This window comes from Enterobacter sp. BIDMC109, assembly GCF_001037885.1.
Classification (GTDB): domain Bacteria; phylum Pseudomonadota; class Gammaproteobacteria; order Enterobacterales; family Enterobacteriaceae; genus Enterobacter; species Enterobacter hormaechei_C.
In genome coordinates, this window is the sequence record NZ_KQ090002.1 from 1,264,431 (window position 1) to 1,289,254 (window position 24,824).

At 54.6% G+C, this 24,824-nt stretch carries 24 protein-coding genes; 18 read left to right on the forward strand and 6 right to left on the reverse strand.

What is annotated here, in order from left to right; translation table 11 throughout:
- Window positions 1-66: 66 nt before the first annotated feature.
- Window positions 67-696 carry a GSH-dependent disulfide bond oxidoreductase gene (gene yfcG, locus SK62_RS06060; RefSeq protein ID WP_003861434.1) on the reverse strand — a complete coding sequence of 210 codons (630 nt, stop codon included), beginning with the start codon at window positions 694-696 and terminating at the stop codon, window positions 67-69.
- A gap of 140 nt (window positions 697-836) precedes the next feature.
- Between yfcG and yfcF the strand changes: the two genes are divergently transcribed.
- Genes yfcF through yfcD form a run of 3 tightly spaced genes read left to right on the forward strand, consistent with a single transcriptional unit; the run spans window position 837 to window position 2,711 of the window.
- Window positions 837-1,481 carry a glutathione transferase gene (gene yfcF, locus SK62_RS06065; RefSeq protein WP_017692996.1) on the forward strand — a complete coding sequence of 215 codons (645 nt, stop codon included), beginning with the start codon at window positions 837-839 and terminating at the stop codon, window positions 1,479-1,481.
- A 56-nt stretch (window positions 1,482-1,537) separates the two neighbouring features.
- Window positions 1,538-2,089, forward strand: a complete 552-nt coding sequence (gene yfcE, locus SK62_RS06070) for a phosphodiesterase (RefSeq protein WP_003861437.1) — start codon at window positions 1,538-1,540, stop codon at window positions 2,087-2,089.
- Between the two features lie 55 nt (window positions 2,090-2,144).
- Window positions 2,145-2,711: an NUDIX hydrolase YfcD gene (gene yfcD / locus SK62_RS06075; protein ID WP_006811396.1), complete on the forward strand. Its 567-nt coding sequence runs from the start codon at window positions 2,145-2,147 to the stop codon at window positions 2,709-2,711.
- A gap of 3 nt (window positions 2,712-2,714) precedes the next feature.
- On the opposite strand, the gene SK62_RS06080 is transcribed toward yfcD, so the two are convergent.
- Window positions 2,715-3,734, reverse strand: a complete 1,020-nt coding sequence (locus tag SK62_RS06080; protein WP_017692998.1) for a LacI family DNA-binding transcriptional regulator — start codon at window positions 3,732-3,734, stop codon at window positions 2,715-2,717.
- A 236-nt stretch (window positions 3,735-3,970) separates the two neighbouring features.
- Between SK62_RS06080 and SK62_RS06085 the strand changes: the two genes are divergently transcribed.
- The 5 genes from SK62_RS06085 to SK62_RS06105 all read left to right on the forward strand — a co-directional run bounded on the left by SK62_RS06085 (window position 3,971) and on the right by SK62_RS06105 (window position 7,952).
- Complete coding sequence (locus tag SK62_RS06085) at window positions 3,971-4,414, forward strand: PTS sugar transporter subunit IIA (RefSeq protein WP_032648961.1); 444 nt, start codon at window positions 3,971-3,973, stop codon at window positions 4,412-4,414.
- A gap of 79 nt (window positions 4,415-4,493) precedes the next feature.
- The gene (locus SK62_RS06090) at window positions 4,494-4,766 is read left to right on the forward strand and encodes a PTS sugar transporter subunit IIB (RefSeq protein WP_003861447.1); all 273 of its coding nucleotides are present in this window, start codon (window positions 4,494-4,496) and stop codon (window positions 4,764-4,766) included.
- Window positions 4,767-4,787: 21 nt separating this feature from the next.
- Complete coding sequence (locus SK62_RS06095) at window positions 4,788-6,179, forward strand: PTS ascorbate transporter subunit IIC (RefSeq protein WP_017383437.1); 1,392 nt, start codon at window positions 4,788-4,790, stop codon at window positions 6,177-6,179.
- Window positions 6,176-7,006: a transketolase gene (locus SK62_RS06100; protein WP_015572264.1), complete on the forward strand. Its 831-nt coding sequence runs from the start codon at window positions 6,176-6,178 to the stop codon at window positions 7,004-7,006. The genes SK62_RS06095 and SK62_RS06100 overlap by 4 nt, the downstream gene beginning before the upstream one ends.
- Complete coding sequence (locus tag SK62_RS06105) at window positions 6,999-7,952, forward strand: transketolase family protein (protein WP_039270273.1); 954 nt, start codon at window positions 6,999-7,001, stop codon at window positions 7,950-7,952. The genes SK62_RS06100 and SK62_RS06105 overlap by 8 nt, the downstream gene beginning before the upstream one ends.
- Window positions 7,953-8,060: 108 nt before the next feature.
- On the opposite strand, the gene pta is transcribed toward SK62_RS06105, so the two are convergent.
- Both pta and ackA read right to left on the reverse strand, forming a co-directional pair.
- Window positions 8,061-10,202 (reverse strand): phosphate acetyltransferase, encoded by a 2,142-nt coding sequence (gene pta, locus SK62_RS06110; protein ID WP_047719289.1) that lies wholly within the window; start codon window positions 10,200-10,202, stop codon window positions 8,061-8,063.
- Between the two features lie 75 nt (window positions 10,203-10,277).
- Window positions 10,278-11,480 carry an acetate kinase gene (ackA, locus tag SK62_RS06115; RefSeq protein WP_015572267.1) on the reverse strand — a complete coding sequence of 401 codons (1,203 nt, stop codon included), beginning with the start codon at window positions 11,478-11,480 and terminating at the stop codon, window positions 10,278-10,280.
- A gap of 337 nt (window positions 11,481-11,817) precedes the next feature.
- Between ackA and yfbV the strand changes: the two genes are divergently transcribed.
- The 4 genes from yfbV to SK62_RS06135 all read left to right on the forward strand — a co-directional run bounded on the left by yfbV (window position 11,818) and on the right by SK62_RS06135 (window position 15,439).
- Window positions 11,818-12,273, forward strand: coding sequence for a terminus macrodomain insulation protein YfbV (yfbV, locus tag SK62_RS06120; protein WP_017383434.1), 456 nt, complete (start codon window positions 11,818-11,820; stop codon window positions 12,271-12,273).
- Window positions 12,274-12,365: 92 nt separating this feature from the next.
- Window positions 12,366-12,860: a YfbU family protein gene (locus SK62_RS06125; protein ID WP_003861461.1), complete on the forward strand. Its 495-nt coding sequence runs from the start codon at window positions 12,366-12,368 to the stop codon at window positions 12,858-12,860.
- Between the two features lie 11 nt (window positions 12,861-12,871).
- Window positions 12,872-13,531, forward strand: coding sequence for a sugar phosphatase (locus SK62_RS06130; protein WP_003861463.1), 660 nt, complete (start codon window positions 12,872-12,874; stop codon window positions 13,529-13,531).
- 75 nt (window positions 13,532-13,606) lie between these two features.
- A complete protein-coding gene (locus tag SK62_RS06135) occupies window positions 13,607-15,439 on the forward strand; it encodes an SLC13 family permease (RefSeq protein WP_047719288.1) in 1,833 nt (610 codons plus the stop codon).
- 80 nt (window positions 15,440-15,519) lie between these two features.
- Here SK62_RS06135 and yfbR read toward each other — a convergent pair whose 3' ends face one another.
- Both yfbR and alaA read right to left on the reverse strand, forming a co-directional pair.
- The gene (gene yfbR / locus SK62_RS06140) at window positions 15,520-16,119 is read right to left on the reverse strand and encodes a 5'-deoxynucleotidase (protein ID WP_003861468.1); all 600 of its coding nucleotides are present in this window, start codon (window positions 16,117-16,119) and stop codon (window positions 15,520-15,522) included.
- 117 nt (window positions 16,120-16,236) lie between these two features.
- A complete protein-coding gene (gene alaA / locus SK62_RS06145; RefSeq protein ID WP_003861471.1) occupies window positions 16,237-17,451 on the reverse strand; it encodes an alanine transaminase AlaA in 1,215 nt (404 codons plus the stop codon).
- 937 nt (window positions 17,452-18,388) lie between these two features.
- On the opposite strand from alaA, the gene lrhA reads away from it, so the two are divergent.
- The 6 genes from lrhA (at window position 18,389) to nuoF (ending at window position 24,818) form a co-directional block, all read left to right on the forward strand.
- Window positions 18,389-19,327, forward strand: a complete 939-nt coding sequence (gene lrhA / locus SK62_RS06150; RefSeq protein ID WP_017693002.1) for a transcriptional regulator LrhA — start codon at window positions 18,389-18,391, stop codon at window positions 19,325-19,327.
- A gap of 631 nt (window positions 19,328-19,958) precedes the next feature.
- Window positions 19,959-20,399, forward strand: a complete 441-nt coding sequence (gene nuoA, locus SK62_RS06155) for an NADH-quinone oxidoreductase subunit NuoA (protein ID WP_003861475.1) — start codon at window positions 19,959-19,961, stop codon at window positions 20,397-20,399.
- Between the two features lie 15 nt (window positions 20,400-20,414).
- On the forward strand, window positions 20,415-21,089 hold the full coding sequence (gene nuoB / locus SK62_RS06160; RefSeq protein WP_003861482.1) for an NADH-quinone oxidoreductase subunit NuoB: 675 nt from the start codon (window positions 20,415-20,417) through the stop codon (window positions 21,087-21,089).
- Window positions 21,090-21,178: 89 nt separating this feature from the next.
- A complete protein-coding gene (gene nuoC, locus SK62_RS06165) occupies window positions 21,179-22,981 on the forward strand; it encodes an NADH-quinone oxidoreductase subunit C/D (RefSeq protein ID WP_003861484.1) in 1,803 nt (600 codons plus the stop codon).
- 2 nt (window positions 22,982-22,983) lie between these two features.
- Window positions 22,984-23,484: an NADH-quinone oxidoreductase subunit NuoE gene (nuoE, locus tag SK62_RS06170; RefSeq protein ID WP_006176513.1), complete on the forward strand. Its 501-nt coding sequence runs from the start codon at window positions 22,984-22,986 to the stop codon at window positions 23,482-23,484.
- Window positions 23,481-24,818, forward strand: coding sequence for an NADH-quinone oxidoreductase subunit NuoF (nuoF, locus tag SK62_RS06175; RefSeq protein WP_003861487.1), 1,338 nt, complete (start codon window positions 23,481-23,483; stop codon window positions 24,816-24,818). Before nuoE ends, nuoF begins: the two co-directional genes overlap by 4 nt.
- The last annotated feature ends 6 nt before the right edge of the window (window positions 24,819-24,824 follow it).

Genomic DNA, 24,824 nt, shown 5'->3' on the forward strand with positions numbered 1-24,824 from the left:
TCTCCGTGTCAGTATTTTCACCTCATCATACATGAGGAAAACACCTGCACCCAACGGGGCGCAGGCTCAAATCTGATGGATTTTTTGCATGGCGCGTTCGGTGGCCGGGCGCGTCCGGATGCGCTCAAACCAGTTGTTCACTGCCGGATAAGTGGCCAGATCGATCCGGTGGCGTTCATGGGTGTTAATCCACGGCCAGCAGGCGATATCTGCAATGCTGTAATGCTCACCTCCCAGCCACGGTGATTTTTCCAGCCGACGGTTCAGGACCCCGTACAGGCGCTGGGTTTCGACCTGATATCGCTCAATGGCGTAAGGGATCGTCTGCGGCGCATAGGCGGTAAAGTGGTGATTCTGCCCCAGCATTGGCCCCAGGCCGCTCGACTGCCAGAATAACCATTGCAGCGTGTGATGACGCTCGCGCAACTCACCGCTCAGGAGCTTGCCGGTTTTCTCTGCCAGATAGAGCAAAATCTCTCCAGACTCAAACAGGCTTAACGGTTTGCCGCCGTCAGAAGGCAGGTTATCAATGATGGCCGGAATTTTATTGTTGGGCGATATGGCCAGAAAAACGGGGCGGAACTGGTCGCCTTTACTGATATCCACGCGAATGATCCGGTAGTCCACTTCGGCTTCTTCGAGAAAGAGGGTGATCTTATGGCCATTAGGGGTGGGGGCATAATAGAGATCTATCATTCTCAACTCCTGTCAGTGCGAATAGTGTTGCCATAAAAAATCAGTATAGGTGCTTGTTGTAAATCGTGAGTTTTCATCAAGTGACAGCGAGGCAAAGAGATTATATGTTGAGTGAAAACCGATCAGCCGATGAGGATGTTATGAGCCAGCCTGTAATAACGTTGTGGTCCGATGCGAACTTTTTTTCTCCTTATGTCATGAGCGTTTATGTGGCGCTGGCAGAAAAGGGGCTTACTTTTAGTCTGAAAACCGTCGACCTGGACAGCGGCGAACATCTGAAGCCCCAGTGGCAGGGCTACGCGCTCACTCGCCGAGTCCCTGTGCTGGAGATCGACGGTTTTGAGTTGAGTGAATCCTCGGCGATTGACGAGTATCTTGAGGACCGCTTTGCCCCGCCAGAGTGGGAACGCATCTATCCTCACGATCTGCAAAAGCGCGCCCGCGCTCGCCAGATCCAGGCATGGCTGCGTAGCGACCTGGTGCCGATTCGCACAGAACGCTCTACGGACGTGGTGTTCGCTGGCGTCAAAAAGCCCGCCCTCAGCGAGGAAGGCTTATCCAGCGCCCGGAAGCTGATCGAAACTGCCTCATCGCTGCTGGCGCAGGGTAACCCCAACCTGTTTGGCGAGTGGTGTATTGCCGACACCGATCTGGCGCTGATGCTCAATCGCTTGATCCTCAACGGCGATGACGTCCCACAGCTGCTGGTGGATTACGCCACATTCCAGTGGCAACGCGCGTCGGTACAGCGCTATCTGGCACTCTCTGCTAAGCGCGCGGGCTGATAAGACGGGGCGCTTGAGGTATGATAGGGGCAGTCTGAATTCCTGAGGAGTAACTGATGAAACTGATGTTTGCGTCGGATATTCATGGATCGCTGCCCGCGACCGAACGCGTGCTTTCTCTGTTCGCCCAAAGCGGAGCGCAATGGCTGGTGATCCTGGGCGACGTGTTAAACCACGGCCCACGCAATGCGTTGCCGGAAGGCTACGCTCCCGCGCAGGTGGCGGAAAAACTTAATCATTTTGCCTCGCGCATTATCGCCGTTCGCGGCAACTGTGACAGCGAAGTTGACCAGATGCTGCTGAATTTTCCCATCACCGCTCCCTGGCAACAGGTGTTGATGGAAAACAGCCGTTTGTTCCTGACCCACGGGCACCTGTTCGGCCCGGATAACCTGCCGTCACTCGCCGCTGGCGATGTCCTGGTTTATGGTCATACTCATATTCCGGTGGCGGAAAAACGCGGGGCGTTTTATCACTTTAATCCCGGGTCTGTCAGCATTCCTAAAGGCGGCAATCCGGCAAGCTACGGCATGTATGAAGACGGGACATTAAGCGTTATCGCACTTAATGATCAGCAAGTTATTGCGCAGATAGCGATTAATCCGTAAGTTACACCACAACTGCAAACGCGCCGAAAGAGCGCTTAGACGAGAAGGTTTCCCGATGGTGGAGCAGAATCATTTGGCAAGTACTGAGTGGGTTGACATTGTCAGCGAAGAGAATGAAGTGATCGCGCAGGCCAGCCGCGAACAAATGCGTGCGGAGCGTCTGCGTCACCGCGCGACTTACATCGTTGTTCATGATGGCATGGGCAAGATTCTGGTCCAGCGTCGCACCGACACCAAAGATTTTCTTCCTGGTATGCTGGATGCCACAGCAGGTGGCGTTGTGCAGGCCGATGAAGTATTGCTGGATTCCGCGCGTCGTGAAGCGGAAGAAGAGTTAGGTATCGCTGGCGTGCCGTTTGCCGAGCACGGGCAATTTTATTTCGAAGATGAACATTGTCGCGTCTGGGGCGGGCTGTTTAGCTGCGTTTCCCACGGACCTTTCGCCTTGCAGGAAGAGGAAGTGAGCGAAGTGTGCTGGATGACGCCGGAAGAGATCACCGCGCGTTGCGACGAGTTCACGCCAGATTCCCTTAAAGCACTGGCGCTGTGGATGACCCGCAACGCCAAAAACGAATCCGCTAAACCGGAAAATAAGGCGGAAAAAGAGGAAGAGGCTGAGTAAGCCTTAACAGCTTTCCCGCATACACAGGCTGGACGCGATGGGTTTATGATCGCGCCAGTCTCCGTCATTCAGACGTTCCAGTAACGCTTTCCCGGCTTCAATCCCAATCTTGCGATGCGGTACTGCCATCGTTGTCAGCGGCGGCTGACAGACGCGGCTGACGTCGCTGTCACCAAAGCCCACGACCGCTAAATCGTCCGGCACTTTGATGCGTCGACGCTGGCACTCATACAGCGCGCCGCAGGCCAGTTCATCTGATACGCACACCAGCGCATCCAGTTCCGGCCACGCCAGCAGGAACTCTGGCAGTTGTGCCGCGCCGGTGGAGAAGTTCGGCGGCATGGCGGCATTAATCACTCTGTTCGGCGACAGGTGGTGGCGCAGCATCGCCTTGTACCAGCCCTGCAAATGCTGCTGAAAAATCCACTGCTCCTGGTTAGCGCACAGCAGGCCGATATTCTGGTAGCCACGCTGAATCACCATCTCGGTAAGTTCATACATGGCGGCGACGTTATCAATCCCGATATTCATATCAATCGGATCGGCACGCATTGCACCCATTTCCATCACCGGGATAGAGGCGTTTTTCAGCCAGTGGCGTACGGTATCGGAGTGCTCGACGCTGAGCAGTATCGCCGCGGCGATATTCGAGGCCAGCAGCGTTTCGAGCAGTTTCTCTTCCTGTTCAAGACGATGCTGAGATTCCGCCAGCATGATCTGATATCCGGCTGGCTGGAGCACCTGCTGTAGCCCGGCGAACATCTCGGAACAGCCAGCTTCGGAAAGATTGGGAACTACCATCGCGATCGTCCATGACGACGCCGATGCCAGTGCGCTGGCGGCAAGATTGGGCATATAACCCAGCTCCTGCACCGCGGCTTCAATTTTTTCACGCAGTTTATCGGAAACCTGTTCGGGCGTGCGGAGGGCACGGGAAACAGTCATCGTGCCTACGCCGGCAAGCTGTGCGACATCCGCGAGCGTTACTTTTCCGGTACTGCGCCGTTTTCGAGTTAAAGACATACATCTTCCTGCTGACAGGACGCGATTCAGTTTCATCCTTCATTTTACGTGACAGGCAGTATACGCCTTAAATCCCTTTTTTTGCTGTGATTTCGCACCATGATAGCAATTTGATAGCGCTATCACAGTTCTGCATGTTAGTCGTTGGTAGCGCTATCTTTGTGATCGCGATCGCAGTCATTGATTGATGGGTTGAATAGAGTTTGCCCATGTCTGGTCTTTAGCGGGAGTGAAAAATGCTCAAAAAGTGGATATATGATACAACCATCATCCTACAGGATAGCGTTGAAAGCTGGCCCCAGGCGCTGGAACTGTGCGCGAAACCGCTGCTGGATTTGCAGGTTATCGCGCCGGAATATGTTACGGCTATCATCGAGCAGCACCACACGTTAGGTCCCTACTATGTGCTGGCTCCAGGGCTGGCAATGCCACATGCGCGACCGGAAGAAGGGGCGAAAGGACTTGGCCTGTCATTGTTAAAACTGAAACAGGGTGTCTCTTTTGGTGCCGGTGAGTTTGACCCCGTCGATGTGATTGTGATGCTGGCGGCGCCGGACAAGGATAGCCATATCGAAATGATCTCGGCCTTAGCGGAATTATTTTCCAGCGACGAAGATATGGCTGAATTACATCGGGCGAATACGCTGGAGGAGATAAAAACCATCATCGATCGCTTCTGATTTAATTATTTAATCCGATTCATCTCAACATTACGCGTCAGCGTGATGGGGCGTACTCTACTCAAAAAAGGGGATAACAATGAAAATCATGGCTATTTGCGGCTCCGGCCTGGGCAGCAGTTTTATGGTCGAAATGAATATTAAAAAGGTGCTCAAAAAACTGGAAATTGAGGCAGAGGTTGAACACTCCGATCTCTCCTCGGCCACGCCGGGCGCGGCGGACCTGTTTGTAATGGCAAAAGACATTGCCGCCAGCGCCAGCGTGCCGGAAAGCCAGCTGGTGGTAATCAACAATATCATCGATATCAACGAACTCGAAGCGCAGCTGCGCGCCTGGTTCGAAAGACAATAATCCTGATAAGGCGAGGTGGATATGTTTATCCTTGAAACGCTGAATTTCGTTGTTGATATTTTAAAAGTCCCTTCAGTGCTGGTCGGGTTAATTGCCCTGATTGGTCTGGTGGCGCAGAAAAAAGCTTTTTCGGATGTGGTAAAAGGCACAATTAAAACCATTCTCGGCTTTATTGTATTGGGCGGCGGCGCAACCGTGCTGGTGGGCTCTTTAAATCCGCTCGGCGGTATGTTTGAGCACGCCTTTAATATTCAGGGCATTATTCCCAACAATGAAGCTATTGTATCGATTGCCCTGGAGAAATATGGCGCTTCCACCGCGCTCATTATGGCCTTCGGGATGGTGGCGAATATTATTGTTGCGCGCTTTACCCGCCTGAAATACATCTTCCTCACCGGGCATCACACCTTCTACATGGCATGCATGATCGGCGTGATCCTGACGGTTGCAGGCTTCGAGGGGGTCGGGCTGGTCTTTACCGGTTCGTTGATCCTCGGCCTGATTATGGCCTTCTTCCCGGCGATTGCGCAGCGCTATATGAAGCGTATTACCGGCAACGATGAGATCGCCTTCGGTCATTTCGGCACGCTGGGCTACGTGCTGTCCGGCTGGATTGGCAGCAAGGTCGGGAAAGGCTCGCGCTCCACCGAAGAGATGAACCTGCCGAAGAACCTTAGCTTCCTGCGTGACAGTTCAATCTCCATCTCCCTGACCATGATGATTATCTACCTGATCATGGCGGTGAGCGCCGGACGTGAGTACGTGGAGGCCACCTTCAGCGGCGGCCAAAACTACCTGGTATACGCCATCATTATGGCCATCACCTTCGCGGCAGGCGTGTTCATCATCTTGCAGGGCGTGCGCCTGATTCTGGCGGAAATCGTCCCGGCCTTTACCGGCTTCTCGGAAAAACTGGTGCCCAATGCGCGGCCTGCGCTGGACTGCCCGGTGGTCTACCCGTATGCGCCAAACGCGGTGCTGATTGGCTTCCTGTTTAGCTTCCTCGGCGGGATTGTGGGCTTGTTCATCTGCGGTCAGTTTAGCTGGGTGCTGATCCTCCCGGGCGTCGTGCCGCACTTCTTCACCGGCGCAACGGCGGGCGTGTTCGGTAACGCCACCGGTGGACGCCGCGGGGCAATGATTGGCGCCTTTGCTAACGGCCTGCTGATCACCTTCCTCCCGGTCCTGCTGCTGCCTGTTCTGGGCGCAATTGGCTTTGCGAATACGACCTTCTCGGACGCTGATTTTGGTGCGGTCGGGATTGTGCTGGGCAACCTGGCACGCTTCCTGTCGCCGCTTGCCATCACCGGACTGGTTGTTGTGTTGTTCGCGCTGCTGGTGGCCTACAACGTCTTCGCTAAAAACAAACCTGCCAGCGGTAACGCGCAGGAAAACCCCGGAGCCAAATCATGAATGAGAATGAAATAACCGACCTGGCGCGTCAGATCCGCCTTGAGACGCTGAAATCCCTTACGCAGCTGGGTTTTGGTCACTACGGTGGCAGCATGTCAGTCGTTGAAACGCTGGCCGTTCTGTACGGCGCGGTGATGAAAATTGACCCGGCCGATCCGGACTGGCCAGAGCGCGATTACTTTGTGCTGTCGAAAGGCCATGCGGGGCCGGCGCTGTACAGCACGCTGGCGATTAAGGGCTACTTCCCGATTGAAGAGCTGAGCACGCTGAACCAGAACGGGACGCGTCTGCCAAGTCACCCGGATCGCCTGAAAACACGCGGCGTGGATGCCACCACCGGTTCACTGGGGCAGGGGATCTCCATCGCTGGCGGCATGGCGCTGTCGCACAAGCTGGCAGGAAGGCCAAACCGGGTGTTTTGCATCGTTGGCGACGGAGAACTGAATGAAGGGCAGTGCTGGGAAGCCTTCCAGTTTATCGCTCACCATCGACTGAACAACCTGACGGTATTCGTGGACTGGAACAAACAGCAGCTCGACGGCGAGCTGGACGAAATCATCAGCGCCTTCGACCTGGAAGGCAAATTCCGCGCCTTTGGTTTTGACGTGGTGACGGTGAAAGGGGATGACATTCCGGCGCTGCTGGAGGTGACCGCGCCGATCCCTGAGGCTGATGCGCGTCCGCGGGTGGTGATCCTCGACAGCATTAAAGGGCAGGGGGTGCCATACCTTGAACAGCTCAGCAACTCGCATCACCTGCGATTAACCGAGGAGAGCAAAGCGGCGCTTAACGAGACGATTCGCCAACTGGAGGCTTCACATGATTAAGGTTGCACCGACAGGACAGAAAGATGCCGTTGAGATGCGTAAGGTCTACGCGGGTTTTGTGGCAAAACAGATTGAGGCCGGGAGCGAGATCATTGCGCTCGAAGCGGATCTGATGAGTTCGATGGCGATGGACGGCGTAGCGCGTGATTATCCACAGCACGTTATCAACTGCGGCATTATGGAGGCCAACGTGATTGGGACGGCCGCCGGGCTGTCGCTCACCGGACGTAAGCCGTTCGTCCATACCTTTACCGCCTTTGCCAGCCGTCGCTGCTTCGACCAGCTGTTTATGTCCCTGGAATACCAGCGCAATAACGTGAAGGTGATTGCCTCGGATGCGGGCGTGACGGCCTGCCACAACGGCGGGACGCATATGTCGTTTGAGGATATGGGCATCGTGCGCGGTCTGGCGCATTCAGTGGTGCTGGAGGTGACCGATGCGGTGATGTTCGAAGATGTGCTGCGTCAGCTTATCGACCTGGAAGGCTTTTACTGGGTGCGGACCATCCGTAAACAGGCGCCGAGTGTGTATGCCCCGGGGTCAACCTTCACCATCGGCAAGGGCAACGTGCTGCGCGAGGGAACCGATATTACCCTGATTGCTAACGGCATTATGGTGGCGGAAGCGCTGGAGGCGGCGCGCCAGCTGGAGCAGGAGGGGGTAAGCGCAGCGGTCATCGACATGTTTACCCTGAAGCCCATCGATCGGATGCTGGTGAAAAACTATGCCGAGAAAACCGGGCGTATTGTGACCTGCGAAAATCACAGCATTCACAACGGGCTGGGGTCGGCGGTGGCGGAAGTGCTGGTGGAAACCTGTCCGGTGCCTATGCGGCGGGTGGGGGTGAAGGAACGATATGGTCAGGTGGGAACGCAGGACTTCTTGCAAAAGGAGTATGGCCTGACGGCACATGACATTGTGTCGGCGGCGCGGGAGCTGCTGTAATAAAAAAGGCGACCATTTGTGGTCGCCTCTCTTGCCGGATGGCGCTTCGCTTATCCGGCCTACAAAACCGTAGGCCCGGTAAGCGCTAGCGCCACCGGGCTTTTTAGCTTACTGCTGCTGCGAAGACTGGATCGCCGTCAGCGCGATGGTGTAGACGATATCGTCAACCAGCGCACCACGGGACAGGTCGTTCACAGGTTTGCGCATGCCTTGCAGCATTGGCCCGATGGAGATCAGGTCTGCTGAACGCTGTACCGCTTTATAGGTGGTGTTACCGGTGTTCAGATCCGGGAAGATGAACACGGTAGCGCGACCTGCAACCGGCGAGTTCGGCGCTTTGGATTTCGCCACGTCAGCCATTACCGCGGCATCGTACTGGAGCGGGCCGTCGATCATCAGATCCGGACGTTTTTCCTGTGCAATGCGGGTTGCTTCACGGACTTTCTCTACGTCACTACCTGCACCAGAGGTGCCGGTGGAGTAGGAGAGCATCGCGACGCGCGGTTCGATACCGAAGGCAGTTGCGGAGTCCGCAGACTGGATAGCGATTTCTGCCAGCTGCTCTGCGGTTGGGTCCGGGTTGATCGCGCAGTCGCCGTAAACGTAAACCTGTTCAGGCAGCAGCATGAAGAACACGGAGGAGACCAGAGAGCTACCCGGTGCGGTTTTGATCAGCTGCAACGGTGGACGGATGGTATTTGCGGTGGTGTGAACCGCACCGGAAACCAGACCGTCAACTTCGTCCTGCTCCAGCATCAGCGTACCCAGCACCACGTTGTCTTCCAGCTGCTCGCGCGCAACGGCTTCGGTCATGCCTTTGTTCTTACGCAGCTCAACCAGACGGGCAACGTAGCTTTCGCGGACCACGTCAGGATCAACGATTTCGATGCCCGCGCCGAGCTCAACGCCCTGAGACGCCGCAACGCGGTTGATCTCATCCGGGTTACCCAGCAGCACACAGGTCGCGATACCGCGCTCTGCACAGATGGCTGCCGCTTTAACGGTACGTGGTTCGTCGCCTTCTGGCAGAACCACGCGTTTGCCCGCTTTACGCGCCAGCTCGGTCAACTGGTAACGGAAGGCTGGAGGAGACAGACGACGGCTGCGCTCGGAGGTCGCCGTCAGGGATTCGATCCAGTCTGCGTTGATGTAGCCCGCAACGTATTCCTGAACTTTCTCGATACGCTCGTGGTCATCAACCGGCACTTCGAGGTTGAAGCTTTGCAGGCTCAGGGAGGTCTGCCAGGTGTTAGTGTTCACCATGAAGACTGGCAGGCCAGTGGCGAACGCACGTTCGCACAGCTTGCTTACGCGTGGGTCCATCTCGTAGGCACCGGTCAGCAGGATCGCGCCGATCTCCACGCCGTTCATCGCGGCCAGACAGGCTGCAACCAGCACATCCGGACGGTCTGCGGAGGTTACCAGCAGGGAACCTGCACGGAAATGCTCCAGCATGTGTGGAATGCTACGTGCGCAGAAAGTTACGGACTTCACGCGGCGGGTGTTGATATCGCCTTCGTTGATCACGGTGGCGTTCAGGTGACGCGCCATATCAATTGCACGGGTGGCAATCAGATCGAAGCTCCATGGCACCGCGCCCAGAACAGGCAGCGGGCTGGAATCCTGCAACTTAGCCGGGTCAACTTTGATGACTTTCGCTTTGGAAGAGTCGTCAAAAATTTCGGACAGGTCAGGACGCGTACGGCCCTGCTCATCTACTGGCGCGTTCAGCTTGTTAACAATCACGCCGGTGATGCTGGTGTTTTTCGCACCGCCGAAGCTGCTGCGCGTCAGTTCGATACGCTCTTTCAGCTGCTCTGGGGTATCCGTGCCCTGAGACATCACGAAAACGATCTCTGCGTTCAGGGTTTTCGCGATTTCAAAGTTCAGAGACTGGGCAAACTGGTGTTTACGGGTCGGGACCAGGCCTTCAACCAGCACCACTTCCGCGTCCTGCGCGTTTGCGTGGTAGTTGGCAATGATCTCTTCCATCAGCACGTCTTTCTGGTTGCTGGAGAGCAGAGATTCAACGTGGCTCATCTTCAGCGGTTCAGCCGCTGGCAGATTGGAGTTCTTGCGAACGATGGTGGTGGTCTGGTCTGGCGCATCGCCACCGGCACGTGGCTGGGCGATAGGCTTAAAGACGCTCATACGAACGCCTTTGCGTTCCATAGCGCGGATCACGCCGAGGCTGACGCTGGTCAGGCCGACGCTGGTTCCGGTAGGGATCAGCATAATAGTACGGGACACGGTTTATCCTCTTTCGTTACCGCCGCGTTGGGCGGGTTACAAAACAGCACCGCCAGCATTGCTGGCGGTGTGGAATCAGGCAGTCAGGCGGTGCGCGTCTTGCGCGATGACCAGCTCTTCGTTAGTTGGGATAACGATAGCAGGGCGGGTGCCTTCTTTGTTGATGAAGCCAGACTTGCCGAAGCGGGCAGCCAGGTTACGCTCATGATCAACTTCGAAGCCCAGAACGCCCAGTTTGCCCAGGGACAGTTCACGTACCATTGCCGCGTTCTCACCGATACCGCCGGTGAAGATAACAGCATCCAGACGGCCTTCCATCAGCGCGGTGTAAGAACCGATGTACTTCGCCAGACGGTGGCAATAAACGTCCATTGCACGTTTAGCGTCAGCTTTTTCTGCGTAGTTGTCTTCAACGTAACGGCAGTCGCTGGTGACCTCGGTCAGGCCCAGCAGGCCAGACTCTTTGGTCAGCATTTTGTTGATGTCGTCAACGCTCATGCCCAGGGTGTCGTGCAGGTGGAAGATGATCGCCGGGTCGATATCACCGGAACGGGTACCCATCACCAGACCTTCCAGCGGGGTCAGACCCATAGAGGTGTCAACACACTTCCCGTTGCGGATAGCGGAAACAGAACCACCGTTGCCCAGGTGGCAGGTGATGATGTTGACTTCTTCAACCGGCTTGTTCAGCACTTTTGCGGCTTCCTGAGTCACATAGAAGTGGCTGGTGCCGTGTGCGCCGTAACGACGGACGCCGTGCTCTTTGTACAGGCTGTATGGCAGGGCATAGAGGTAAGACTCTTCCGGCATGGTCTGATGGAACGCGGTATCGAACACGGCCACGTTTTTGTCTTTCAGACTCGGGAAGGATTTCAGTGCTTCAGCGATACCGATCAGGTGCGCCGGGTTATGCAGCGGTGCGAAAGACGCAGAGTCTTTGATACCCTGGATCACGGAGTCGTCGATTACCACGGAACTGGTGTATTTTTCGCCGCCGTGGACGATACGGTGACCAATTGCGGTCAGCTGAGCAGACAGTTCTGGTTTTTGTGCCAGAATAGTGTTAACGATAAAGTTCAGCGCTTCACTGTGAGCGGCGCCTGCACCTAAAGCCGCTTCTTGTTTGCTGCCGTCCATCTTCCACTTGATACGTGCTTCAGGCAGATGGAAACATTCGGCCAAACCAGAGAGGTACTCGTCACCGTTGAGCGCATCGATGATGGCGAATTTCAGTGAGGAGCTACCGCAGTTCAGAACCAGTACTAACTTACTCGACATGGAAGTACCTATTATTGATACGTGGCTAAAAAAACGTCAGTGAGTCTAAAAGCGTAACGCATGCTGACCCAGACATTTATGATTAACATCATGCCAAACAAACATTCTGGCAGGATGGAAGAAATACCTATGATTTTAAGCCATTTTGAACATTTTTCAGACAATGGCATAATATGCGATAATTTGACGAGTTAACGCTTATCGTCTACGGCCCTATCAGGCTGGCACAGGATACCCGATACGGGGTAGCGATGACAAAATATTTTGAACGTTGTCATAGCCTGTTGTGGTTTTGCACGAAAATTTTAATTTTTATATGTGAAGTTGAGGTACAGCCATGTCGACACCCGAAATCCCGTCCGTGAACTTTTTTAGTCTGTTTCGTCGGGGACAGCATTACGCAAAGACATGGCCGATGGAAAAGCGCCTCGCGCCCATGTTTATTGAAAATCGCACTATTCGCGCCACGCGCTATGCGATTCGCTTTATGCCCCCGATTGCCGTTTTTACCCTGTGCTGGCAGATAGCGTTAGGTGGACAGCTTGGCCCTGCCGTCGCGACGGCGCTTTTTGCGTTAAGCCTGCCGATGCAGGGGCTATGGTGGTTAGGCAAACGTTCCGTCACGCCACTTCCGCCTTCTGTTTTACACTGGTTTTATGAAGTGCGTGGAAAACTGGAGGAGGCGGGCCAGGCGCTGGCACCGGTTGAAGGCAAGCCAGACTATCAGGCGCTGGCGGATACCCTCAAGCGTGCGTTTAAACAGCTTGATAAAACATTCCTCGATGACTTGTGATTGATCATCGAAACGACGACCAAAAGAAGGCACAGTAACAATCAGTTACCGTGTCTTTTTTTTACAGTGCAATGCGCTACAGGAGTCGAAAGATGGAAATGACCCATGCTCAACGTCTGATTTTGTCTAACCAGTACAAGATGATGACTATGCTTGATCCCGATAACGCTGCGCGCTACAGCCGCCTGCAAACCATTGTTGAACGTGGTTTTGGCTTGCAGATGCGCGAACTGGATCGCGAATTTGGCGAACTGAAAGAGGAAACCTGCCGTATCGTTATCGACATCATGGAGATGTACCATGCGCTGCATGTGTCCTGGACCAATCTGAAGGACCAGCAGACCATTGACGAGCGCCGCGTGACGTTCCTGGGCTTTGATGCTGCGACGGAAGCGCGCTATCTGAGCTATGTACGCTTTATGGTGAATACCGAAGGGCGTTACACCCATTTTGATGCGGGTACGCACGGCTTCAACGCCCAGACCCCGATGTGGGATAAGTATCAACGTATGCTGAGCGCGTGGCACGCCTGTCCGCGTCAGTACCATTTAAGCAGCAACGAAATTCAACAAATCATTAATGCCTGACGGAGGTGTGTGTGCAGTGTAAAGGTTTTCTGTTTGATCTGGACGGTACGCTGGTGGATTCGCTACCGGTGGTGGAGCGCTCGTGGTGCCACTGGGCCGACCGGCACGGCATCGACCATCAGGACGTACTGAATTTCATCCATGGCAAACAGGCCATTACCTCATTGCGGCACTTCCTTGCGGGACGTTCTGAGGAAGAGATTCAGGCGGAGTTCCGCTATCTTGAGCAGATTGAAGCTACCGATACCGAAGGCATCACCGCGCTGCCCGGTGCGCGTGAACTGCTTGAGCACCTGAATGAAGCGCAGATCCCGTGGGCTATCGTCACCTCCGGCTCGGTTCCCGTCGCGCATGCCCGTCATAAGGCGGCAGGTTTACCGACGCCGGATGTCTTCATTACCGCTGAGCGCGTGAAGCGCGGCAAGCCTGAACCGGATGCGTTTCTGCTCGGCGCAGAACTGCTTGGCCTTGCGCCAGCGGAGTGCGTGGTGGTGGAAGACGCGGCGGCAGGCGTGCTGGCCGGGCTGAACGCCGGAAGCCACGTCATTGCCGTTAACGTCCCGGCGGGTTCCCCCCGGCTGGAAGAGGCGGATTTCGTGCTTAACACCCTGACCGCCATCGACGTCTCGAAGGCGTCAGACGGAGTTGTAACCGTCTCGCTAAAAATGTAATCCCATGATATAGCCCCGCATTACCGGGGCTTTTTTATGGCAGAATTGCTTCTCCTCCACTGACAAGGACATGTTGTGAACGGTGAACTGATTTGGGTCCTGAGCCTGCTGTTAATCGCCATCATTCTTTTTGCCACGGGCAAGGTGCGCATGGATGCCGTCGCCCTGTTTGTGATTGTCGCATTCGTTCTGAGCGGTACCCTTTCCCTGCCGGAAGCCTTTTCCGGGTTTAGCGATCCCAACGTTATTTTGATTGCCGCCCTGTTTATTATTGGCGACGGGCTGGTACGCACCGGCGTGGCGACGATGATGGGGTCGTGGTTGGTTAAGGTGGCGGGCAGCAGCGAAACCAAAATGCTGATTTACCTGATGCTGACGGTCGCCGGGCTGGGCGCGTTTATGAGCTCTACGGGCGTCGTGGCCATCTTTATTCCGGTCGTGCTGAGCGTCTGCATGAGGATGCAGATCTCCCCGTCGCGGCTGATGATGCCGTTGAGCTTCGCCGGGCTCATCAGCGGCATGATGACGCTGGTCGCAACGCCGCCGAACCTCGTCGTGAACAGCGAACTGATCCGTGAGGGGCTTCAGGGGTTTAGTTTTTTCAGCGTTACGCCGATCGGGCTGGTGGTACTGGTGATGGGCATTATCTATATGCTGTTGACCCGTTTCGCGCTGAAAGGGGAGAAGCAGGATAAAGCCAAAGAGGGCTGGAAGCGGCGCTCTTTCCGCGATCTGATTAAAGAGTATCGTCTGACCGGGCGTGCCCGACGTCTGGCTATCCGCCCGGGATCGCCTATGGTGGGGCAGCGGCTGGATGACCTTAAGCTACGCGAACGCTATGGCGCGAACGTCATCGGGGTTGAGCGCTGGCGTCGTTTTCGCCGGGTGATCGTTAACGTGAACGGGGTGTCAGAGTTTCGCGCGCGTGACGTCCTGCTGATTGATATGTCCACCGCGGACGTGGATCTGCGCGAGTTTTGTAGCGAACAGCTGCTGGAGCCGATGGTGCTGCGCGGTGAGTATTTCTCCGACCAGGCGCTGGATGTGGGAATGGCCGAGGTGTCCCTGATCCCGGAATCGGAGTTATTGGGTAAAACCGTGCGTGAAATCGGCTTTCGTACCCGCTATGGCCTCAACGTGGTGGGCCTGAAGCGCGATGGCGTAGCCCTTGAAGGGGCGGTGGTGGATGAGCCGATCCTGCTGGGGGATATCTTCCTCGTGGTCGGCAACTGGAAACTGATTAGCCAGCTCGGGCAGAAAGGCCGCGATTTTGTGGTGCTGAATATGCCGATTGAAGAGAACGATGCATCACCGGCGCACAGCCAGGCGCCCCATGCGATTTTTTGCCTGGTATTGATGGTCGCGCTGATGCTGACGGACGAGATCCCTAACCCGGTGGCGGCGATAATCGCCTGTCTGTTAATGGGCAAATTCCGCTGTATTGACGCCGAAAGCGCTTACAAAGCGATTCACTGGCCGAGCATCATTCTCATCGTCGGGATGATGCCCTTCGCCCTGGCGCTACAGAAAACCGGCGGGGTGGATTTGATCGTGAAAGGCCTAATGGACGCGGGCGGGGGATATGGTCCGTACCTGATGATGGTTTGCCTGTTCGTCATGTGTGCCACCATCGGTTTGTTCATCTCCAATACCGCAACGGCGGTGCTGATGGCGCCCATTGCGCTGGCGATGGCAAAATCGATGGGCGTTTCGCCGTATCCGTTTGCGATGATCGTTGCGATGGCGGCGTCCGCGGCATTTATGACGCCGGTCTCTTCCCCGGTCAATACGCTGGTGCTGGGGCCCGGGAATTATAGGTTCAGTGATTTCGTGAAGCTGGGTGTGCCGTTCACCGTGCTGGTGATGGTGGTGTGCGTGGTATTGATACCGGTCCTGTTTCCGTTCTGAGCATTTTGCCGGGTGGCGGCTACGCCTTACCCGGCCTACAACCCCGTAGGCCCTGCAAGCGCAGCGCCGCTGGGCGAAAATCAGAGTGGCGAATCCTGGCTAATCTCATCCAGCGACAAATGGAAGCTCGGCACAAACACGCGCATAAAGTAGTCCATCTCTTCGCTGCGACGGGATTCCAGCGTTTTTTCCAGACGCGTTTTTGCCAGTAAAAATTCGTTATTCCCGGCGGATAACTCTTCCAGACACTTCAGGTAGGCGCACAGCGCATCGGCCTGCTTAACCAGGGATTTCTCCTCTTCCGTATACTGATGCTCATCGATCAGCGGCCCGAAGATATCGCGCAGCTCTTCAGGCACCATGTCGATCAGCTTCTGCTGGGCAATCTTCTCAATGGCCTTATATTCCTGGGCAATCTGCGAGTTGAAATATTTCACCGGCGTAGGCAGATCCCCGGTCAGCACTTCCGATGCATCGTGATACATCGCCAGCAGGGCGATACGTTCGGCATTCACCTGCCCGTTGAATTTGCGGTTTTTAATCGCGGCCAGCGCGTGCGCGACCATGGCAACCTGCAAACTGTGCTCAGACACATTTTCAGTGCGCACGTTGCGCATCAGCGGCCAGCGGTTGATGAGTTTCAGGCGGGAGAGGTGGGCAAAGAAATGACTCTGACTCATAGGTTACCTTATGTCTTCACTGCGACAGACTTCATTGTGCGGGGAGGGGAGGGAAGATGCAAATTTGCGGATGTTGCAGGCCGGGTAAGCGCAGCGCTACCCGGCGAAAAGTCAGCGTTACTGATGGTACCCGGAGAGGAAGCGCCCGAAGCGGCTGATGGCCATCTCGAGATCGTCTTCGCGCGGCAAGGTGACGATACGCACGTGATCCGGCCACGGCCAGTTAAACGCCGTCCCCTGAACCAGTAGCACTTTTTCCTGCAACAGGAAGTCGAGCACCATTTTCTGGTCGTCGTGAATATTGAAGCGCTTCGCGTCGATTTTCGGGAACATGTACAGCGCGCCGTTAGGCTTCACGCAGGAGACGCCCGGAATATCATTAATCAATTCCCATGCGCGGTTGCGCTGTTCATACAGGCGGCCGCCTGGAACGATAAACTCGCTGATGCTTTGATAGCCGCCGAGAGCTGTCTGGATCGCATGTTGCGCCGGTACGTTGGCGCACAGACGCATGGATGCCAGCATCTCCAGCCCTTCAATGTAGCCTTTCGCATGTTTTTTCGGACCGTTCAGTACCATCCAGCCCTGACGGAAACCGGCAACGCGGTAAGTTTTAGACAGTCCGTTAAAGGTGACCGTCAGCAGATCGGGTGCCAGCGCGGCGATAGAGTGGTGCTGCGCCGCGTCGTACAGGATCTTGTCGTAAATCTCGTCGGCAAAGATGATCAGGTTGTGCTGGCGAGCGATCTCGACGATCTCCATCAGCAGCTCTTTTGAATAGACCGCACCCGTCGGGTTATTCGGGTTAATGATCACGATACCCCGGGTGCGCGGGGTAATTTTGGCGCGAATATCATCCAGATCCGGGAACCAGTCAGAGGATTCGTCGCACAGGTAGTGCACCGCTTTACCGCTGGACAGGGACACCGCAGCCGTCCACAGCGGATAATCCGGGGCAGGAACCAGCATTTCATCGCCGCTGTTCAGGAGCGCCTGCATCGCCTGAACGATCAGCTCCGAGACACCGTTGCCAATGTAGATATCTTCAACGGTGACGTCGCGCATACCGCGAGCCTGATAGTGCTGCATGATGGCTTTACGGGCGGAATAAAGCCCTTTTGAATCGCAGTAGCCTTGTGCAGTGGGCAGGTTACGGATCACATCCACCAGGATCTCATCCGGCGCTTCAAAACCAAATGGCGCGGGGTTGCCGATGTTGAGTTTCAGAACCTTATTGCCTTCCTCTTCAAGGCGTTTTGCCTCTTTGAGTACCGGGCCACGGATGTCGTAACAGACGTTGTCGAGCTTGCTGGATTTTTCGATAGGGGACATGAACCTTTAACCTTTTCGCTATTATTGCAACTTCCTGCCGTGGAAGTGAGCACGGAACAATGTACTCCCACCGCGCTTCGTTTTGAAGGGCGCACAGAAGAAGATTTCGTCCAACCGGGCAATGCCGCGGTGATCGCTTACTCTAACGACGGAGTGATTTTGTGCCTGAATTTATCGTGATAAAGAGGGAGGTTGGGTTGTTTGTGCTAAAAATTTCATATAAAGATGAATATTATTCTGGGATAAATAAAAAGACGATTCGGGCTGATGCATTAGTCCCCCTGAGTGACCATTCGTAAAACCTGAATGCTAAGATACCGATTGCCATATTAGCAAAGCCAGGTTAAAAGTTACTCATGTGAAATTAATGTTAAGGGTTATTAATGAATGGCCTGAATCTAAATTAAACTTTATTTATTATTAACGACGAAAATGCAACTTTCGTTAATTTTAATAAAAAGAGTGTAGTTGCTTATCATTGGCGGTAAATCCTTAATATTGCAATAAGACTTATAAATATAGTGGATTTGGGTTAAGATGTGTTTCGGGAATGCAGCATAGCGATAGGCCTGTTACGTATATCGGATACTGCTTTCCTGTATTAATCGATTGTTATTGTTAAAATTATCTCTGGCTGATTGGGTAAGTCACATCTTGCTACGTTGCCAACGCTGCGATATAGATGGCAGAAAACATGTCTTACTCTTTATGGTATTAACATCGACCTGCAAACAACGAAATATCCTGGACGCAAGAGAATAAAAATAACGTCATGAAACGTGATTTCTGACTGGTGATATACCGCAGTACAATAACTATCTGTCAGGCAGTCTGCCGGGCCGGGATGCGAGGGAAACTCTTCAGAAGGAATTGCTTAACTGTTACACACAGCTTCAACCCGGGCAGCTCCGCACGAGCAACCTGAAAGTGAAAAGATATGATAAATGCAAATCGTCCGATAATGAATCTCGACCTCGATCTGCTGAGAACGTTTGTTGCGGTCGCCGATCTCAACACTTTTGCAGCAGCTGCTGCCGCCGTTTGCCGTACCCAGTCCGCCGTGAGTCAGCAAATGCAGCGGCTGGAACAACTGGTTGGTAAAGAGCTTTTTGCGCGTCATGGACGTAATAAGCTTTTAACAGAACATGGTATTCAGCTTCTGGGTTATGCCAGAAAGATACTGCGCTTTAATGATGAAGCCTGTATGTCATTAATGTTTAGCAACCTTCAGGGAGTGTTAACATTAGGGGCGTCAGATGAATCAGCAGATACCATTTTACCCTTCCTTCTCAACCGAATTAGCTCGGTTTATCCGAAGCTTGCCCTGGACGTTAGCGTTAAACGCAATGCTTTCATGGTTGAGATGCTGAAAGAAAACGAGGTTGACCTGGTGGTCACCACGCATCGACCTGGCCAGTTTGACAGCCTGACGCTGCGTACTTCTCCAACGCACTGGTACTGTGCCGCGGAGTATGTATTGCAGAAAGGTGAGCCGATACCCCTGGTCCTGCTGGACGATCCGAGTCCGTTCCGCGATATGGTGCTGGCTGCGCTCAACGAAGCCGGTATTCCATGGCGCCTGGCGTACGTGGCGTCAACCTTGCCCGCAGTGCGAGCGGCGGTGAAGGCCGGGCTTGGCGTAACGGCCCGTCCGGTGGAGATGATGAGCCCCGATCTTCGTGTGCTGGGTCAATCCGAGGGACTCCCGTCGTTGCCGGATACGGAGTACCTGCTGTGCCATAACGCCGCCAGCAACAACGAGCTGGCAAAAGTGGTGTTCGAGGCAATGGAAAACTACCACAATCCATGGCAGTACGCGCCTGTTACTCCCGAAGGAGGGGACGACTCCCTGATCGTGGAAGGGGATTTTGAGTGATCATTCCCTCAAAATTCTCGTAACAAAATGTAAGTGCAAAAAAGAGCCACTCGCATGATTTTTTCCTGCGAGTGGTTTTTTTTGCTATTCATAACCGTGAACGGAGCAGGGATAAAGCAAATACCGCTTATTTATCAATGCAGTAAATGTTTTTGGTTAAGATGTAAACAATACCTGTTCTAACTTACCTCATACCCCGCCGATGTTAAAAAAACAGGAAATATGTTGCTGTTTTTTTGATTGAATTAACAAAAGCGTGTCTCAGATCAAGAAAATACTCCCATTTGGGGGGAGGAATCGTTGGCAAATCCTGTCAAAATAGGAGGGTTATTTTTTTTACTTCCAAAACGGACACGATTCAACAAGATGCATTTGACGGAAAGTCATGTACCCACCAGGGTTAAAGGGCACCAAATGTTAATGAGAATCGCACGTTGTAATTTAATGTGAAGAAACCTTTGTTAAAGTTGACAAAAGGTTATAGAAAGGAGTAAAAAACCCCATCATTTTGCTGTCTATGTCTCATTTCTGACAGTTAGTGTAAGGTTATTTTGTTCCTCCCCATGAATCGATGTGATGCCCATCTGCCAGCAAGAGCAGTGTCGTCGGTATCACTTTTGATGAGTAAGCAATGAGTATGTCAACATCCACAGAAGTCATCGCTCATCACTGGGCATTCGCAATCTTTCTTATTGTAGCCATTGGCCTGTGCTGCCTGATGTTAGTCGGCGGCTGGTTCCTGGGCGGTCGCGCCCGCGCAAGGCACAAAAACACACCTTTCGAATCAGGTATTGATTCAGTAGGTACCGCTCGCTTACGCCTGTCTGCCAAGTTCTACCTGGTAGCCATGTTCTTCGTCATTTTTGACGTGGAAGCGCTTTACCTCTTCGCGTGGTCTACCTCCATTCGCGAAAGTGGTTGGGTGGGCTTTGTCGAGGCCGCAATTTTCATTTTAGTGTTACTGGCCGGTCTGGTTTATCTGGTGCGTATTGGCGCGCTGGACTGGACACCTGTGCGTTCACGCCGTGAACACATCAACCCGGAAAACAGTATCTCTAATCGTCAGCAGTAACAGCGAGGCAATAAGATGGATTATACGCTCACCCGCATAGATCCTAACGGTGAGAATGACCGTTACCCCCTGCAAAAACAGGAGATCGTAACCGACCCCCTGGAGCAAGAAGTCAACAAAAGCGTGTACATGGGCAAGCTCGAACATGCCATGCACGACATGGTCAACTGGGGTCGTAAGAACTCCATCTGGCCATACAACTTTGGCCTTTCTTGCTGCTACGTTGAAATGGTGACGTCATTCACTGCGGTGCATGACGTTGCGCGTTTTGGGGCCGAGGTACTGCGTGCTTCTCCACGTCAGGCTGACCTGATGGTGGTGGCCGGGACCTGCTTTACCAAGATGGCACCGGTTATTCAGCGTCTTTATGACCAGATGCTGGAGCCAAAATGGGTTATCTCCATGGGCGCATGTGCAAACTCCGGCGGTATGTACGACATTTATTCCGTTGTGCAGGGCGTTGATAAGTTCATTCCGGTGGATGTGTACATCCCGGGCTGCCCGCCGCGTCCAGAGGCCTATATGCAGGCGCTGATGCTGCTCCAGGAGTCAATTGGTAAAGAACGCCGCCCGCTTTCATGGGTTGTTGGCGATCAGGGTGTCTATCGCGCGAACATGCAGTCTGAGCGCGAGCGTAAACGTGGTGAACGTATTGCCGTCACCAACCTGCGTACGCCTGACGAAATTTAATTTGCGCCTGTGGGCCTGGAGAACACCTTCGCATATCACTACTCAAATAGCGCGAAGCCAGGCTTAACAGTCACCACGGACCATTTGCAATGGTGAACAATATGACCGACTTAACCGCGCAAGAAGCCGCCTGGCAGACCCGGGATCATCTCGATGACCCCGTCATTGGCGAACTGCGCAACCGTTTTGGGCCGGATGCCTTTACTGTTCAGGCCACCCGCACCGGGGTACCCGTTGTTTGGGTGAAGCGTGAGCAATTACTGGAAGTTGTCGATTTCCTCAAGAAATTGCCAAAACCTTACGTCATGCTGTTTGACTTACACGGCATGGACGAACGTCTGAGAACGCACCGCCAGGGTCTCCCTGCTGCGGATTTTTCCGTTTTCTACCACCTGATCTCAATAGACCGCAACACGGATATCATGCTCAAGGTGGCATTGTCTGAAAACGACATGCATCTGCCGACGATCACCAAACTTTTCCCGAACGCCAACTGGTACGAGCGTGAAACCTGGGAAATGTTCGGCATGACCTTCGACGGTCACCCGCATCTGACGCGCATCATGATGCCGCAGACCTGGACCGGCCACCCGCTGCGTAAAGACTACCCGGCACGCGCCACCGAATTCGACCCGTTTGAGCTGACCAAAGCCAAGCAGGATCTGGAGATGGAAGCGCTGACCTTCAAGCCGGAAGACTGGGGCATGAAGCGCGGCACCGAAAACGAGGACTTCATGTTCCTCAACCTCGGTCCAAACCACCCGTCTGCGCACGGTGCATTCCGTATTATTCTTCAGCTTGACGGCGAAGAGATTGTCGACTGCGTGCCTGACATCGGCTATCACCACCGTGGTGCCGAGAAGATGGGCGAGCGTCAGTCCTGGCACAGCTACATTCCGTACACCGACCGTATCGAATACCTCGGCGGCTGCGTGAACGAAATGCCATACGTGCTGGCCGTTGAGAAGCTGGCAGGCATCACCGTCCCGGATCGCGTTAACGTGATTCGTGTGATGCTGTCTGAACTGTTCCGTATTAACAGCCACCTGCTGTACATCTCCACGTTCATTCAGGACGTCGGCGCGATGACGCCGGTCTTCTTCGCCTTTACCGACCGTCAGAAAATCTACGATCTGGTGGAAGCGATTACCGGTTTCCGTATGCACCCGGCCTGGTTCCGCATCGGCGGTGTGGCGCACGATCTGCCGCGCGGCTGGGACCGTCTGCTGCGTGAATTCCTCGACTGGATGCCAAAACGTCTGGCGTCTTACGAGAAAGCCGCGCTGCGTAACTCCATCCTGAAAGGCCGTTCCCAGGGCGTTGCTGCCTACGGCGCGAAAGAAGCGCTGGAGTGGGGAACCACAGGTGCAGGTCTGCGTGCGACGGGTATTGATTTCGACGTGCGTAAAGCCCGTCCTTACTCTGGTTACGAGAACTTCGACTTTGAAGTCCCGGTTGGCGGCGGCGTATCCGACTGCTACACCCGCGTGATGCTGAAAGTGGAAGAGCTGCGCCAGAGCCTGCGCATCCTTGAGCAGTGCCTCAATAACATGCCGGAAGGCCCGTTCAAGGCGGATCACCCGCTGACGACGCCGCCACCGAAAGAGCGCACGCTGCAACATATCGAAACCCTGATCACCCACTTCCTGCAAGTTTCCTGGGGCCCGGTCATGCCGGCACAGGAATCCTTCCAGATGATTGAAGCGACCAAGGGTATCAACAGCTACTACCTCACCAGCGACGGCAGCACCATGAGCTACCGCACCCGCGTGCGTACGCCAAGCTTCGCACACTTGCAGCAGATCCCGGCCGCCATTCGCGGCAGTCTGGTCTCCGACCTGATTGTGTATCTGGGTAGTATCGATTTTGTTATGTCAGATGTGGACCGCTAATTATGCACGAGAATCAACAACCACAAACCGAGGCTTTTGAGCTGAGTGAAGCAGAGCGTGCCGCCATTGAGCACGAGATGCACCACTACGAAGACCCGCGTGCGGCGTCCATTGAAGCGCTGAAAATCGTACAGAAACAGCGTGGTTGGGTGCCGGATGGGGCGATCTACGAGATCGCGAAAGTGCTGGGCATTCCGGCAAGTGACGTAGAAGGCGTAGCCACGTTCTACAGCCAGATCTTCCGTCAGCCGGTAGGCCGCCATGTGATCCGCTACTGTGACAGCGTGGTCTGCCACATCACCGGTTATCAGGGCATTCAGGCTGCGATTGAGAAGAAACTCAATATCAAGCCGGGCCAGACCACCTTCGACGGACGCTTTACTCTGCTGCCAACCTGCTGCCTGGGTAACTGCGACAAGGGGCCGACCATGATGATTGATGAGGACACTCACAGCCATCTGACGCCGGAAGCGATTCCTGACCTGCTGGAGCAGTACAAATGAAAACTGTAATTCGTACTGCTGAGACGCATCCGCTGACCTGGCGTCTGCGTGATGACAAACAGCCGGTCTGGCTCGACGAATATCAGAGCAAAAACGGCTATGCCGGCGCGCGTAAAGCCCTTGGCGGCATGGCGCCGGACGACATCGTTAACGCGGTGAAAGAGTCTGGCCTGAAAGGCCGCGGGGGCGCGGGCTTCTCCACCGGTCTGAAGTGGAGCCTGATGCCGAAAGATGAATCCATGAACATCCGTTACCTGCTGTGTAACGCCGATGAAATGGAGCCGGGTACCTATAAAGACCGCCTGCTGATGGAACAGCTGCCGCACCTGCTGGTTGAAGGCATGCTGATCTCCGCGTTCGCGCTGAAAGCGTACCGTGGCTACATCTTCCTGCGCGGTGAATACATCGAAGCGGCTGAAAACCTGCGTCGCGCGATTGCCGAAGCCACTGAAGCCGGTCTGCTGGGTAAAAACATCCTGGGCACCGGGTTTGACTTCGAGCTGTTCGTGCACACCGGTGCCGGGCGTTATATCTGCGGTGAAGAAACCGCGCTGATTAACTCCCTGGAAGGCCGCCGCGCGAACCCGCGCTCCAAGCCACCGTTCCCGGCAAGCTCCGGCGTGTGGGGTAAACCGACCTGTGTAAACAACGTCGAAACCCTGTGTAACGTCCCGGCGATCCTTGCGAACGGCGTGGAGTGGTATCAGGGCATCTCCTCAAGCAAAGATGCCGGTACCAAGCTGATGGGCTTCTCCGGTCGCGTGAAGAATCCTGGCGTCTGGGAGCTGCCGTTCGGCACCACCGCACGTGAAATTCTTGAAGACTACGCCGGCGGCATGCGCGATGGCCTGAAATTTAAAGCCTGGCAGCCGGGTGGGGCAGGGACTGACTTCCTGACCGAAGCCCACCTTGACCTGCCAATGGAGTTCGAAAGCATTGGTAAAGCAGGCAGCCGTCTGGGTACGGCGCTGGCGATGGCCGTCGACCACGAGATCGGCATGGTATCCCTGGTGCGTAACCTGGAAGAGTTCTTCGCCCGCGAGTCCTGCGGCTGGTGTACACCGTGCCGTGATGGTCTGCCGTGGAGCGTGAAGATCCTGCGTGCTATCGAACGTGGCGAAGGCCAGCCTGGTGATATCGAGACACTTGAGCAACTGTGTCGATTCTTAGGGCCGGGTAAAACCTTCTGTGCCCACGCACCGGGCGCCGTCGAGCCGCTGCAAAGCGCGATTAAATATTTCCGCGACGAATTCGAAGCAGGCATCAAGCAGCCGTTCAGCAATACCCATTCGATCAATGGTATTCAGCCGAACCTGCTGAAAGCGCGCTGGTAAAAACAG

Excerpts from the sequence above, each read along its gene's own strand:
- yfcD (WP_006811396.1), top strand. The coding sequence starts at position 2,145 with ATGGTGGAGCAGAATCATTTGGCAAGTACTGAGTGGGTTGACATTGTC.
- SK62_RS06100 (WP_015572264.1), top strand. The coding sequence starts at position 6,176 with ATGAATGAGAATGAAATAACCGACCTGGCGCGTCAGATCCGCCTTGAG.
- yfbV (WP_017383434.1), top strand. The coding sequence starts at position 11,818 with ATGTCGACACCCGAAATCCCGTCCGTGAACTTTTTTAGTCTGTTTCGT.
- SK62_RS06085 (WP_032648961.1), top strand. The coding sequence starts at position 3,971 with ATGCTCAAAAAGTGGATATATGATACAACCATCATCCTACAGGATAGC.
- nuoB (WP_003861482.1), top strand. The coding sequence starts at position 20,415 with ATGGATTATACGCTCACCCGCATAGATCCTAACGGTGAGAATGACCGT.
- ackA (WP_015572267.1), bottom strand. The coding sequence starts at position 11,480 with ATGTCGAGTAAGTTAGTACTGGTTCTGAACTGCGGTAGCTCCTCACTG.
- SK62_RS06125 (WP_003861461.1), top strand. The coding sequence starts at position 12,366 with ATGGAAATGACCCATGCTCAACGTCTGATTTTGTCTAACCAGTACAAG.
- nuoC (WP_003861484.1), top strand. The coding sequence starts at position 21,179 with ATGGTGAACAATATGACCGACTTAACCGCGCAAGAAGCCGCCTGGCAG.
- SK62_RS06090 (WP_003861447.1), top strand. The coding sequence starts at position 4,494 with ATGAAAATCATGGCTATTTGCGGCTCCGGCCTGGGCAGCAGTTTTATG.
- SK62_RS06105 (WP_039270273.1), top strand. The coding sequence starts at position 6,999 with ATGATTAAGGTTGCACCGACAGGACAGAAAGATGCCGTTGAGATGCGT.
- nuoF (WP_003861487.1), top strand. The coding sequence starts at position 23,481 with ATGAAAACTGTAATTCGTACTGCTGAGACGCATCCGCTGACCTGGCGT.
- nuoA (WP_003861475.1), top strand. The coding sequence starts at position 19,959 with ATGAGTATGTCAACATCCACAGAAGTCATCGCTCATCACTGGGCATTC.
- SK62_RS06080 (WP_017692998.1), bottom strand. The coding sequence starts at position 3,734 with ATGTCTTTAACTCGAAAACGGCGCAGTACCGGAAAAGTAACGCTCGCG.
- yfcG (WP_003861434.1), bottom strand. The coding sequence starts at position 696 with ATGATAGATCTCTATTATGCCCCCACCCCTAATGGCCATAAGATCACC.
- nuoE (WP_006176513.1), top strand. The coding sequence starts at position 22,984 with ATGCACGAGAATCAACAACCACAAACCGAGGCTTTTGAGCTGAGTGAA.
- yfbR (WP_003861468.1), bottom strand. The coding sequence starts at position 16,119 with ATGAGTCAGAGTCATTTCTTTGCCCACCTCTCCCGCCTGAAACTCATC.
- alaA (WP_003861471.1), bottom strand. The coding sequence starts at position 17,451 with ATGTCCCCTATCGAAAAATCCAGCAAGCTCGACAACGTCTGTTACGAC.
- yfcF (WP_017692996.1), top strand. The coding sequence starts at position 837 with ATGAGCCAGCCTGTAATAACGTTGTGGTCCGATGCGAACTTTTTTTCT.
- lrhA (WP_017693002.1), top strand. The coding sequence starts at position 18,389 with ATGATAAATGCAAATCGTCCGATAATGAATCTCGACCTCGATCTGCTG.
- yfcE (WP_003861437.1), top strand. The coding sequence starts at position 1,538 with ATGAAACTGATGTTTGCGTCGGATATTCATGGATCGCTGCCCGCGACC.
- SK62_RS06095 (WP_017383437.1), top strand. The coding sequence starts at position 4,788 with ATGTTTATCCTTGAAACGCTGAATTTCGTTGTTGATATTTTAAAAGTC.